Here is a 12707-nt window from a genome sequence, read left to right on the forward strand (position 1 = left end):
CTACAAAAATATATCATAATTTGATATAGATCTTCTTGCGATAGAGCACGAAACCAATAACAAAATTCAGCAGCACAAAATAAACGGCATAAGTGAGCGATGCCCATTTAAGTGCTGGGATAACAGCATGAATAGCATCATAGACTGAGGCTGAGAAGCCTAGATATCCCAACAAAATGGCCAGCAACTCGCTCGACACATATAGCGCCAAAGCGTTCACGCCGAACACATGGAAGAACTTAGTCCACCCGGACTTTTGCTGAATATCTATCACATACATCAGAAAAGCCTGCAGCAATGAGGCCAATCCGCATGTCATCAGCACATAGCTTGGACTCCAGATGCGCTTGTTGAGAGGCAAACCATAGCTGAGCAGATAGCCTCCTATCACACAAACAGTGCCAACTACGAATATTGCCAAAACTTTCTGTTCTACGGTTTCACGCTTACGAATCAGCATACCACAATAGAATCCTAATAGTACATGAGCCACCGAAGAAATAGTACCAAGTAAACCTTCAGGATCTACAGCACTCTTATGATACAGATGCTCACTACCAAACAGGTTTACATCTACTTGTGCTAATACATTCACACTGGCATCCTGTGAATAGCCATTGCCCAGCACCAGGATAGCCGCATAGACAGATAGTAGAACTATGACGGTGTGGATAGTGTATCGATGATTGCAGAACAAAGCATAGAGTGACACAATACCATAACAGAGCGCAATACGCTGCATCACAGCCCAAATACGCAGATGGTCAAAACAAAGAACATCTCCCCAGATGGCATTATCGAACCAGTTGATAAACAAGCCGATGGCAAACAGCAGTACTGTACGCTTCACAACACGACGGATGACCGGTGCAGTAGGCTTGAACTCCGACTTGACCAGCGAGAGATAGCATGAAATTCCCATGATAAACAGGAAGAAGGGGAACACCAGATCGCATGGTGTCATGCCATTCCACTCAGAGTGACCCAACATTTCGAACGACTCACCCCAGCCGTTGTTAACCATAATCATGCCGGCAACAGTGATACCACGCAGGATGTCAAGACTTAATAAACGTTTGTTATTCATTGAAGATTGAACATTGAAGATTGAACATTCATCACTTTAACAAAAATGCCATCACCTCCTGGGCAATATCTACTGGATTTCCCTCGGGAGCAGCACTGTAGGGATTCTGCTGCAAAGTCCATGGCTCCTCGATGGCATAGTAGTCGAGTTTCACCTCCTGTGGCAAGGCCATCTGGAAAAGTTCTGCAGCAGTCTTAGTAGCATTGGGGCCACCACCCAGCAATTCTGGCTGTGGTTCAGTCTGCGCCTTCATCTGGGCTGCAAGGGCATCAAAATAAGCCTTCCAGCGCACATAATAGAAATCCTTAAGCAATCCCTGCCACTCTTTATGAGCATAATCGCGCAGACCACCAGTGTCGGCACAGTAGCGATTACCCCAGGTAGTTATCTGTACGCGGGCATTCCACTCATAGAGTTTCTTCTCCTCAGGGGTGTTACCAGCATTCACTGCATCCTGCGTCCAGTGACCTAGTCGGAATTCTGAGCGCGTTCCCAACAGTTTATCCTGCATCAGCAGCATATCCAGGAAGCGTTTGGCATCATTGTCAAAACGCTTGCGACTGAAAGCCTTGTAGTCGGCAATCGTTTTGTGATACTGCAAACGAGCCTGGTCGGCAAGTGCTTGACGGGTAATGTCTACCAGATCATACTCAAAATTATTATTGCCGCGATATTTCTCGGCCACGCTATTCATCAGCTCTGCAGCTCTCCTTGTGTCGGCCGGGTCGTAGTAGTTCTTCATCTTCGACCACGATGAAGCCTGGAAATTATTCAGCGTAGGACGACCACAGAAGATACTCTCATGAGGGCCTTGCTGATTATTGCCGGCAGGACAGTTATAGATGCTCTGCGCCAGCAAAAGCCAAGCTTGTTCGATAGTCTTATCTTCCACACCATAGCGCGCCTTCACATAGTTCTTAATCCAGGATTCCTTGGTAAACTTCTCGCTGCGCCAAGGTAGTTCGCTCATCAATTCAAACATCACAGGGTTATTCTCAGAACCCTCCATCGTAAAACCGATGCCTTTTCTAAGTTGAGAGTTATGATTTCCATCACTGTAGAAATTATCGAGCAACTGATCCATGCGACCGTGGAGGCCTACGTTGGCACCGAAATTCTCCAAAAGGCAGAACAGCCATTGGTGCTGTTTGTACCCCTGTTCACGTTTCCAGATGCTAGGGATGCCAAACATGGGGCGACACTCTGAGAAGAGGTCGAGCACCAACAAATCACCGGTTTTCATACCGTCAACCATTGCTTCGCGTGGATTCTCAGTCCATCCCTGTATCACCCAAACGGCTTTAGGGTTGACACGTTTCATGGCTTGCATCATAGCCTGACCGGCTTTAGCGTAGTCTATGCTGGCATCATCATTACTCTCATGGAATGGGTCCATCGAGTAGTAATCAGCCTTACCGAACAATTTTGTAAGCTCATCATAATATAAGGTTGCGATTTCAGCAAATCGCGCATCAGTAGGCAGAAGATTGGCAGGGCGCTGGAATCCATTCCACAATCCGGCATCAGCCACATTGAGCCCCAGACGCTGCTTAGCATCGTGAGGCACCATGCCACAATAGCCAGGCAATACAGGATGCATGCCCAATTGCTTCATACGGGCCAGAATTTGCTTCTGCAGTTTTTCCTGACGGGTGTACCATGACAGTGGCAGAGGTCCACCCCACCCCTCCAGGTTGTTCATCTCCCACCAAGCCAAGAAAGCAGGTCCGGCAATAAACTCTCCCACTTCTTGCTCTGTGTAACCCAACTTGAGCAGCATATTACGCCACACACACTCTTCGCCGACAATGGCCAATGGCATGTTGACGCCATGCAGCGCCATCCAGTCTATTTCTTTCTCCCAACGCTTCCAATCCCAGAAAGCCATGGAATACGAGAATGTGCAGTAGTTAAAATCGTAGCGCAGCGTCAGGTCGGTTTCATGACGTTCTTTTACCTTCACAGTAGGCAGCTTGGCAGGCAGTTTGGCTTGCATCTGGTTCCAAGAGAGATGCACACCTGCGTAATATTTCAGATACCAGTTAAGGCCAGAGGCGATGTTCACCCACGTATTACCGCGAATCACCACCTTTGTGCCAGCCTGGTCGAGTTCAAAGAAATCCTTATCACTCTTCATCAACTGAGTTTTAAACTTAGCCGAGGCTCCTTTGTCGATACGCTCAAGCATATCATCCACGGGATTAGCCCACATCTGCACCGAAAGCAGAATACCGATAATAGTTAGTAGCTGTTTCATGATTATACGAGTTTCATTTCCCTTGCCTTAGCCATAAGCAGCGCCATCAGCGGCTCACGCTCATTCTCCACCTTATTATCTAATACAGCATCTTTCAGATACTGCTTCAGCACACCAACCTCGCGGCATGGCGAGAGGTGGAACATCTCCATAATTTCATTACCATCGATAACGGGCTGCAACAAGCGTACATAATCCTTTTCCTTCAAATCGGTCAACTTCTCGCGCACCATTCTGAAGTTCTCAAGAAACATTTTCTTACGCACCTCATTCTTCGAAGTGATATCAGCCTCGCACAGCAGCATCAAGTCACCGATATCCTCACCGGCATCGTTCATCAGTCGGCGAACAGCCGAATCGGTCACTATCTCATCAGCAATCACGATGGGACGCATGTGCATGTCAACCAGTTTCTGCACATACTTCATCTTCATATCCAATGGCAACATGAGTCTACGGAATATCTGGGGCACCATCTTTGCACCTATCATATTATGATTATGGAAGGTCCAACCGATGGCCGGATCCCAACGCTTTGACTTTGTCTTTCCCACATCATGCAGCAGGGCAGCCCAACGAAGCCACAGGTTATCGGAGTGAGCAGCCACATTATCAAGCACCTCCAGGGTATGATAGAAATTATTCTTATGGGCACGACCATTCTTCTGCTCCACGATATCCAGAGCAGCCAGTTCGGGCAGTATGATATTGAGCAATCCGCAGCGCTGCAAATCCACGAAACCGCGCGATGGGGTGCGCGACAGGATGATCTTATTGAGTTCATCCTTAATGCGCTCGCCACTCACGATTTTGATTCTGTCGGCCATACGTTCCAGTGCCACAAAGGTTTCTTCCTCAATCTGGAAGTTCAACTGTGTAGCAAAACGTATGCAGCGCATCATGCGTAACGGATCGTCACTGAAAGTAATTCCTGGCTCTAAGGGAGTAGCGATGATACCATCCTCCAAATCAGCCAAGCCATTGAACGGGTCAACCAGTTCACCAAACCGGTCTTTATTCAGGCAGATGGCCATGGCATTGATAGTGAAGTCTCTACGGTTCTGATCATCTTCGAGTGTACCATCCTCTACGATAGGCTTACGCGAGTCGTGGCTATAGCTCTCTTTGCGAGCACCCACAAACTCCACCTCGTATTCAGTACCTTTCTGCCAGAACTTCACCTGTGCTGTACCAAAATTGCGGAACACGCTCAGATGTGCCTTTTTCCCCACGATACGCTTCAGTTCCTCAGCCACTTTAATACCGCTACCCACCACCACGACATCGATATCATTAGATGGTCGCTCAAGAAAAATATCTCTCACATAACCACCCACAACATAGCACTCCAGACCTAATCGGTCTGCAGCCTCACTGATTTGGTGGAAGATGTCTTGATTAAGTATCTCTGCTAACTCTTCGTCGCTATATAAATTCATTATATATACCTTTTTAGGTTGCAAAGATACACTATTTTTTCCTATCCACCAATTATTTTAGCATTAATAAATAAAATAATCCCGCTTTGTCTTCTTTTTAATATTCTCTTTAATATCGGAATAGAGTGGGTCGTACTTGGCATTGGGCCTTGAAATAGTAAACCCTTTCACCTTTACTATATAGTTATCCACGCTATCCTGCGACATTTGGTCAAGATGTAATGATTCGTTGTAGAACTCCTCCATTTCAGGCAATGAATTTTGCGTCAACAGAGGTTTCTCTCCGTAGTAGGCAAGTCCAAGAAGTAGGACTGCAGCAACTGATAATAGCAATTTTTTCATTGTGCAACAGTTTTTTAAGTGCTGCAAAGATAAGTATTAATTTTGAAACCACCAAACTTTTTTTTGCAATTTTACGCATTTTGCCATCAATTTGACATAATTATTTTGTAATATCGGCTAAAAACGCTACCTTTGCCGCAAGAAATCAGTTATCTGCACAGATGGAACCATTAAACGACTTCTTTTCGCTTTTGAGCTCATTCCTTTGGGGATGGCCAATGATTGTGTTATTGCTTGGTACGCACATCTACCTGACAATCATACTACGCATTCCGCAGCGCAAACTGCTGACAGGCATCAGACTCTCTGTCAAGAAAGATGCAAAAGCTGAGGGCGACGTCAGTCAGTTTGGTGCGCTGGCCACAGCACTAGCCGCAACCATAGGTACAGGTAATATTGTTGGCGTGGCTACCGCAGTGGCATTAGGCGGTCCGGGTGCTGTACTATGGTGCTGGCTGACTGGTATTTTTGGAATGTCAACAAAATATGCCGAAGGATTATTGGCAGTAAAATATCGCGTAAAAACAGCTGATGGCAAGATGCTTGGCGGCCCGATGTATGCACTGGAACGCGGACTCAACATGAAGTGGCTGGGCATTCTCTTTGCCATTTTCACAGCTTTAGCCTCGTTTGGCATAGGCTGCACTGTCCAGGCCAACTCTATAGCCCTGTTAGCTCACGACACTTTCAGCATACCCACATGGATAATTGGTTTGTTTGTAAGTGTGCTCACAGCACTAGTGATACTAGGCGGCGTGAAAGCGATAGCCAAGGTATGCACCATATTGGTACCATTCATGGCTGTACTCTATGTGCTGGGCTGTATCTTTATCCTGAGCCTTAATAGTAGTTATGTGTGGCCCGCCATCCAACTCATTGTCAACTCAGCCCTCAACCCCTCGGCTGCAGGCGGTGGCTTTGTGGGTGCCTCTGTTATGATGGCGGCTCGATATGGTATAGCCCGCGGACTGTTCAGCAATGAGAGTGGTATGGGCAGTGCCCCCATCGTGGCAGCAGCCGCTCAGACACGAAACCCAGTGCGCCAAGCGTTGGTGTCGAGCACAGGCACATTCTGGGATACTGTCATCATCTGCGCGCTGACAGGCCTTGTCTTAGTGAGCAGCATTCTGGCCTATCCAGACATTACTTACGCCGACGGAGCTGCACTCACCAAAGTGGCATTTTCTAAGATTCCCTACGTAGGTGCGCCACTATTGTCATTCGGCATACTGACCTTCGCCTTCAGCACTATCATTGGTTGGAGCTACTATGGCGAGAGCGCAGTAAACTATCTGGAAGGGCATCGCGCCAACCGATTCTATCGCATTCTGTTCATCGTGTCGCTATTCTTTGGTTCCATTATCAATCTGGATATCATCTGGAATATCGCCGACTGCATGAATGCTCTTATGACCATTCCTAACCTGATAGCGCTGCTGCTATTAAGCGGTGTGACTGCAAAAGAAACCAAGAAATACTTGTGGAGCAACAAGTTGGACGAAGAGATGGAGGAAGAAATTAATCAATAACTAACTTATTATATTAAAAGTATGAGAAAAAACTATTTCGCTCTGGCCGCTATCTTTGCGGCAATGTTGACATTCATGTCGTGTGGTAACAAGACCCAGACTCAGGATCAGACACAAGCAGGACAAGTGAACAACTTCCGCATCAAGCGCGGCACAAACATCAGTCACTGGCTATCTCAATCAGAACAGCGTGGCGAAGCCCGTCGCCTGCACATTCAGGAGGACGACTTTGCCCGTTTGGAGGAATTAGGCTTCGACTTTGTGCGTATTCCTATCGACGAAGTACAATTCTGGGATGAGAATGGCAAACAACTGCCCGAAGCTTGGGGGTTGCTGAACAATGCTTTGGATTGGGCAAAGAATCACAACCTGCGAGCTATAGTGGATTTGCACATTATCCGTTCTCATTATTTTAACGCTGTTAACGAAGGTAATCAAGCTGCTAACACATTGTTCACCTCAGAGGAATCTCAACAGGGTCTCATCAATCTGTGGCATCAATTGTCAGATACACTCAAGCGCCGCAGCAACGACTGGGTGGCCTATGAATTCATGAACGAGCCAGTAGCACCAGAGCACGAGCAGTGGAACCAATTGGTAGCTAAGGTACACAAAGCTCTGCGCGAGTTGGAACCACAGCGCACCCTGGTGATTGGTTCTAACATGTGGCAGGGACACGAAACAATGAAGTATCTGAAGGTGCCCGAGGGCGATAAGAATATCATCCTGAGTTTCCACTATTACAACCCCATGATTCTTACCCACTATGGTGCTTGGTGGACGCCACTGGGCAAGTATAAGGGTAAGGTGAACTACCCAGGCGTACTGGTTTCGAAAGAAGACTACGAGGCTGCACCAGATGAGATTAAAGATCAGTTAAAGCCTTATACCGAACAGGTTTGGGACATCAACACGATCCGTGCCCAGTTCAAGGATGCCATTGAAGCCGCTAAAAAATACGACCTGCAGCTATTCTGCGGCGAATGGGGTGTTTACGAGCCTGTGGACCGTGAGTTGGCCTACAACTGGACCCGCGACATGCTGACCGTGTTTGATGAGTATGACATTGCCTGGACCACTTGGTGCTATGATGCCGACTTCGGATTCTGGGATCAGCAGAGACATACCTACAAGGACCGTCCATTGGTAGAGCTGCTCATGAGCGGGGAAAAGTTGAAGAATTGAAAAATTGAAAAATTAAAAAATTAAAATAATAAAAAATTGAAGAAGATTTTACTGCCTTTGATGGCAATCATGATGTTAACGGCTTGCGGCGAGACGAAGACCAGAAAGGAAATCTCGCGCCGCAAGGCCGCTTTGGTTGAGAAACAGGAGACCGAGTTAAAGAAAGCTCAGTTGGAGTTGTGGAAAACGGACAGTTTGTTGCAAATTGCCAACAAAGAACTGGCAGCGATGACCACAGAAGTAGAATTGCACAAGCAGGCCCTGAAGGCCACTCCCGAGGAGTTGACTGCACTGACCAGACTTCGTATGAAGCGCGACTCTATCCGCACCCAATACGAATCCTTAGGGCTGAAAATCAGGTACATCCACAAGAAGCAAAGTGAAAATAAGTGAATTTTTCACGATACCCTATTCACTATTCGCTAAAAATTAGTACCTTTGCAGCCGATATGACCCAATTTGAAAAGACAAACGCTCAGTTTGAGCAGGCTATTGCTGAGTGCAGAGCACTGTTCGAGAAGAAGCTACACGACTACAAAGCGTCGTGGCGCATCCTGCGTCCTACCGCGCTAACCGACCAATTGTTTATCAAAGCTAAACGAATCCGCTCACTGGAGATTAAGAAGGAATCGTTGGTGGGCGAAGGCATCCGTCCGGAGTTTATCGCGCTGATAAACTATGGTATTGTTGGGCTTATCCAACTTTCAAAAGGATTTGCTGATACTGTTGACATCAGTAACGCCGAGGCCATGGCACTCTACGATGAGTATGCCAAGGAGGCATTGGAACTGATGAAGCGCAAGAACCACGACTACGACGAGGCGTGGCGCGGCATGCGGGTTAGTAGTTATACCGACCTGATCCTTACAAAAATAGAACGTATCAAGGAAATCGAGAACTTGCAGGGCGAGACACTCGTCAGCGAGGGTATCGATGCCAATTATATGGATATCATTAACTACGCGGTCTTTGGAGTAATTAAATTATCGGAGCACAGCGATAACGCCACAGCATGAAAAAAGCTGCCGTTAACATCTGCCGAATAGTGCTGGCACTGACGTTTATCTTTTCTGGATTCGTCAAAGCCGTTGACCCATTAGGTACACAATATAAGATACATGACTATCTGGTAGCAATGGGATTGGGGCGTATGGTACCCGACTTCACCACATTGTCGGCATCGGTATTGTTGGCAGCTACTGAATTTTTCTTGGGCATCTGTTTGCTTTTTGCCATCAGGCGCCGAATCGTATCGAAGCTGGTGCTGGCCGTGATGGTCTTTATGACCCCACTGACACTCTGGCTTGCACTTGCCGACCCAATAACCGACTGCGGTTGCTTTGGCGATGCCGTAGTGCTGACCAACTGGCAGACTCTGTGGAAGAATGTGCTACTGCTTGGTGCCGCCATCGTAGTATGGAAGTGGCCACTGGAACAGCCGCGTCTCATCAGCAGAGCCAACCAATGGATTGTGATGAACTACTCGCTGGTGTTCATTCTGCTGTTCATAGCAGCTAAGAGTTTGTACACGCTCCCCCAGTTTGATTTCCGCCCCTACCACATCGGGGCCGATATCCGTGAGGGGTGGACAAAGATGATGGAAGGCGAGGACACACCTTTCACCGATTTGTTCATTGAACAAGTGAGCGATGGTGAGGATATCACCGAGCAGATCCTAACCGATAAAGGTTATAACTTTCTGCTGGTGGCCCCACATCTGGAACAAGCCGACGACTCACGCCTGGACGAGATTAACCAGATGTACGAATACAGTCTGGATAGCGGTTATCCGTTCTACTGCGTAACGGCCAGTGGCGAGAAAGCCATCGAAAACTGGCGCGACCGCACGGGTGCTGAATACCCATTCTGTCACACCGACGACATCACGCTGAAGACGATGATCCGTTCCAATCCAGGTTTGATACTGCTCAAGGATGGCAAGGTGATACGCAAGTGGAGCCACAACAACCTCCCCACAGAGGAGGAACTGACCAGTAGACTCGAGGATAATGAGCTTGGCCAGTTGCCCGATGAGACAGTGACCACCAAGATACTTTGGGTACTCACCTGGTTTGTGCTGCCGTTGCTGATACTTACGATAGCCGACCGCCTGTGGGCTTGGACTACGTGGGTGAGAAGAGTTAAGAGTTGAAGAATTGAAAAGTTGAAGAATTGAAAAAGTTAAGAATTGAACATTAATTCATATAAAAATTTAGTAGAATTATGAGAAAGAAAATTGTAGCAGGAAACTGGAAGATGAACATGAATCTCCAGGACGGTATTGCTCTTGCAAAGGAGCTGAACGAGACTCTGAAGGCTGACAAGCCAAACTGTGGTGTAGTTATCTGCACTCCATTCATTCACCTGGCATCTATCGCCCAGTTCCTCGATCAGGACATCATCGGTCTTGGTGCAGAGAACTGCGCCGACAAGGAGAAGGGTGCTTTCACTGGTGAGGTTAGCGCCGAGATGGTAAAGAGCACTGGTGCTCAGTACGTTATTCTGGGTCACTCAGAGCGTCGTGAGTACTACAAGGAGACTCCTGAGATTCTGAAGGAGAAGGTTCTTCTGGCTCAGAAGAACGATCTGAAGGTTATCTTCTGCATCGGTGAGAGCCTGGAGGAGCGCGAGGCTGGCAAGCAGAACGAGGTTGTAAAGGCCGAGCTCGAGGGTTCAGTATTCAACCTCTCTGAGGAGGATTTCCGCAAGATCGTTATCGCCTACGAGCCAATCTGGGCTATCGGTACCGGTAAGACCGCTACTGCAGAGCAGGCTGAGGAGATTCACGCTTACATCCGTTCAATCATCGCCGAGAAGTACGGTCAGGCAGTTGCCGACGACACAACCATCCTCTACGGTGGTTCATGCAAGGCTAGCAACGCTCCTGAGCTGTTCGCTAAGCCCGACATCGATGGTGGTCTGATTGGTGGTGCTTCTCTGAAGTGCGCTGACTTCAAGGGTATTATCGACGCTTGGAAGAAGTAATCGAAGTGAAACGACTGATTATCATAATGACACTCTGCATCGGCTGCATATTTGCGGCCGATGCTCAGTCGTCGTTTATTCAGCGACTGCAGCAAAGCAAGAGTGGCGAAGGTAAGATAACCATCACTCAAGATAAATCTATCGACGATCTGGTGAACGGACCGGCACAAGCCGCTAGTCCGGTACAAGCCAAGACCCCTCAGAAACAAACAGAAAAGAAAGAAAACAATACTGCTACAAACACAAATCAGGATAAGAAACAAGAGCCCAAGGTTACTGTGCCCGAGCATCCAGACACCGTGAATATCGACACCCCGGAAGAGATACAAAAGAAAATCATGAAGGGTGTAAAGATGGCAGGGTATCGCGTGCAGGTGTTTGCAGGAGGTAACTCACGCAACGACCGTATCAAGGCCGAGAGAATAGGCAGCGAGATCAAGGGACTGTTCCCTGGCGAGCCTGTCTATGTACATTTCTACTCACCACGATGGATATGCCGCATGGGCAACTACCGCACCTATGAAGAGGCTCACGAGGTGTTGGAGCGCGTCAAGCGCAACGGCTATCAGTCGGCTATCATCGTAAAAGGTAAAATCACTGTACAATATCAATGAACATAGAAATTAAGGAATACGACACCGAACGTTATCGCGAGGGACTCGAAGATTTAGCGGGTCACTACGAAAAGATACTTTCCCTGCTGGGCGAAGACCCCACACGTGAGGGATTGGAGAAAACCCCTATGCGCGTGGCTAAGGCTATGCAGGTGCTTACGAAGGGCTATACGATGGACGCCCACAAGATACTGACTGATGCACTCTTCAAAGAGGACTACAATCAGATGGTGATTGTGAAGGACATCGATTTCTTCTCGCTGTGCGAGCACCACATGCTGCCTTTCTATGGAAAAGCGCACGTGGCCTACATTCCCAATGGCTATATCACCGGACTCTCAAAGATTGCCCGCGTGGTGGATATCTTTGCACACCGTCTGCAGGTTCAGGAGCGCATGACGCAACAGATTAAGGACTGTATCGAGGAAACCCTTCACCCGCTTGGCGTGATGGTTGTGATAGAGGCCAAACATATGTGCATGCAGATGCGCGGGGTAGAGAAGCAGAACAGCGTGACTACTACGAGTGACTTCAGCGGCGCCTTCGAACAGGCTAAGACCCGCCAGGAGTTTATGAACCTCATACACAATACTCAAATTTAACCCAACTCCGTATGTATCAAGTTGACAACAACACCAATTACAGAACCAATGAGTCGTTTACCCAGGAGTTCACACGCAGCTGCCTGGGACGCATACTGATTTTCGGCGTTATCGTGCTGGTCGGTATGCTAGTTGCCTATTTCACCGCTCCAAAAGAGAGCGACATGGACGAGGAGATGCATGACAACATCATGCAGTGCCTGGAGGTTAACGACGGCATCAAAGGAGATGTGGTGGATGACTATGTTCACAACTTGGCATTCATCTTTACGACAGCCGACACCACGGTGATAGCCGAGGACAAGCTGCAGACATACCATAAGTACAACCGCCTGGAGTCATATCGCCATACGTTCTACTCCACTTCTTATATTCATAACAACATGCATCCCGAAGGCACTCGTGTGGGCATTGGCATCTTTGGCATCATCATCCCCACCGTGCTCTATGGAGACATTCTGCTGGATGTAGGAACGGTGCACAAGGGTTATGAGCAGAAGCTGAACAAGGAGATGATTATCACGGAGGATGCCGACCTGGGCGAAACACCTAGCATCACCGAATATCACTACAAGGGTGACCAAGATGACTAACAGGCGGTCGGGAGCGACCGTCTGTACAAAGGAACTGACTAATTTTATTATCAATTATATGAAACCCCAAACTA

Annotated in this window: 13 protein-coding genes; 9 read left to right on the forward strand and 4 right to left on the reverse strand. The window is 47.8% G+C overall.

The features are described from left to right. Positions 1-13 precede the first annotated feature (13 nt). The 4 genes from T360_RS0102620 to T360_RS0102635 all read right to left on the reverse strand — a co-directional run bounded on the left by T360_RS0102620 (position 14) and on the right by T360_RS0102635 (position 5125). Positions 14-1087: an acyltransferase family protein gene (locus tag T360_RS0102620; protein WP_036928663.1), complete on the reverse strand. Its 1074-nt coding sequence runs from the start codon at positions 1085-1087 to the stop codon at positions 14-16. Between the two features lie 31 nt (positions 1088-1118). After that, positions 1119-3344 (reverse strand): alpha-N-acetylglucosaminidase, encoded by a 2226-nt coding sequence (locus tag T360_RS0102625; RefSeq protein ID WP_028911419.1) that lies wholly within the window; start codon positions 3342-3344, stop codon positions 1119-1121. A 2-nt stretch (positions 3345-3346) separates the two neighbouring features. Then, positions 3347-4783, reverse strand: a complete 1437-nt coding sequence (locus tag T360_RS0102630) for an HD domain-containing protein (RefSeq protein ID WP_028911420.1) — start codon at positions 4781-4783, stop codon at positions 3347-3349. Positions 4784-4846: 63 nt separating this feature from the next. Next, on the reverse strand, positions 4847-5125 hold the full coding sequence (locus T360_RS0102635; protein WP_028911421.1) for a hypothetical protein: 279 nt from the start codon (positions 5123-5125) through the stop codon (positions 4847-4849). Positions 5126-5286: 161 nt separating this feature from the next. On the opposite strand from T360_RS0102635, the gene T360_RS0102640 reads away from it, so the two are divergent. From T360_RS0102640 to T360_RS0102680, 9 genes are all read left to right on the forward strand, one after another. Beyond that, entirely contained in the window at positions 5287-6654 is a 1368-nt protein-coding gene (locus T360_RS0102640) for a sodium:alanine symporter family protein (protein WP_028911422.1), read from the forward strand. A 21-nt stretch (positions 6655-6675) separates the two neighbouring features. Continuing rightward, positions 6676-7839: a glycoside hydrolase family 5 protein gene (locus T360_RS0102645; RefSeq protein ID WP_028911423.1), complete on the forward strand. Its 1164-nt coding sequence runs from the start codon at positions 6676-6678 to the stop codon at positions 7837-7839. A gap of 36 nt (positions 7840-7875) precedes the next feature. Next, entirely contained in the window at positions 7876-8232 is a 357-nt protein-coding gene (locus tag T360_RS0102650; RefSeq protein ID WP_155949367.1) for a hypothetical protein, read from the forward strand. A gap of 56 nt (positions 8233-8288) precedes the next feature. Beyond that, complete coding sequence (locus tag T360_RS0102655; RefSeq protein WP_028911425.1) at positions 8289-8855, forward strand: DUF1599 domain-containing protein; 567 nt, start codon at positions 8289-8291, stop codon at positions 8853-8855. Next, positions 8852-9991, forward strand: coding sequence for a DoxX family protein (locus T360_RS0102660; protein WP_028911426.1), 1140 nt, complete (start codon positions 8852-8854; stop codon positions 9989-9991). Before T360_RS0102655 ends, T360_RS0102660 begins: the two co-directional genes overlap by 4 nt. 71 nt (positions 9992-10062) lie before the next feature. Then, positions 10063-10824, forward strand: a complete 762-nt coding sequence (gene tpiA / locus T360_RS0102665) for a triose-phosphate isomerase (protein WP_028911427.1) — start codon at positions 10063-10065, stop codon at positions 10822-10824. Between the two features lie 5 nt (positions 10825-10829). Beyond that, entirely contained in the window at positions 10830-11438 is a 609-nt protein-coding gene (locus T360_RS0102670; protein WP_028911428.1) for an SPOR domain-containing protein, read from the forward strand. Further along, complete coding sequence (folE, locus tag T360_RS0102675; RefSeq protein WP_051523311.1) at positions 11435-12040, forward strand: GTP cyclohydrolase I FolE; 606 nt, start codon at positions 11435-11437, stop codon at positions 12038-12040. The genes T360_RS0102670 and folE overlap by 4 nt, the downstream gene beginning before the upstream one ends. Before the next feature lie 11 nt (positions 12041-12051). After that, positions 12052-12633 (forward strand): hypothetical protein, encoded by a 582-nt coding sequence (locus tag T360_RS0102680; RefSeq protein WP_028911430.1) that lies wholly within the window; start codon positions 12052-12054, stop codon positions 12631-12633. Positions 12634-12707: the final 74 nt, after the last annotated feature.

Source organism: Prevotella sp. MA2016 (assembly GCF_000619825.1).
Lineage (GTDB): Bacteria > Bacteroidota > Bacteroidia > Bacteroidales > Bacteroidaceae > Prevotella.

Bases quoted from the DNA above. Each gene is read 5' to 3' on its own strand.
- T360_RS0102680 (WP_028911430.1), top strand. From the start codon at position 12,052: ATGTATCAAGTTGACAACAACACCAATTACAGAACCAATGAGTCGTTT.
- T360_RS0102660 (WP_028911426.1), top strand. From the start codon at position 8,852: ATGAAAAAAGCTGCCGTTAACATCTGCCGAATAGTGCTGGCACTGACG.
- T360_RS0102655 (WP_028911425.1), top strand. From the start codon at position 8,289: ATGACCCAATTTGAAAAGACAAACGCTCAGTTTGAGCAGGCTATTGCT.
- T360_RS0102640 (WP_028911422.1), top strand. From the start codon at position 5,287: ATGGAACCATTAAACGACTTCTTTTCGCTTTTGAGCTCATTCCTTTGG.
- T360_RS0102635 (WP_028911421.1), bottom strand. From the start codon at position 5,125: ATGAAAAAATTGCTATTATCAGTTGCTGCAGTCCTACTTCTTGGACTT.
- T360_RS0102620 (WP_036928663.1), bottom strand. From the start codon at position 1,087: ATGAATAACAAACGTTTATTAAGTCTTGACATCCTGCGTGGTATCACT.
- T360_RS0102625 (WP_028911419.1), bottom strand. From the start codon at position 3,344: ATGAAACAGCTACTAACTATTATCGGTATTCTGCTTTCGGTGCAGATG.
- folE (WP_051523311.1), top strand. From the start codon at position 11,435: ATGAACATAGAAATTAAGGAATACGACACCGAACGTTATCGCGAGGGA.
- T360_RS0102645 (WP_028911423.1), top strand. From the start codon at position 6,676: ATGAGAAAAAACTATTTCGCTCTGGCCGCTATCTTTGCGGCAATGTTG.
- T360_RS0102630 (WP_028911420.1), bottom strand. From the start codon at position 4,783: ATGAATTTATATAGCGACGAAGAGTTAGCAGAGATACTTAATCAAGAC.
- tpiA (WP_028911427.1), top strand. From the start codon at position 10,063: ATGAGAAAGAAAATTGTAGCAGGAAACTGGAAGATGAACATGAATCTC.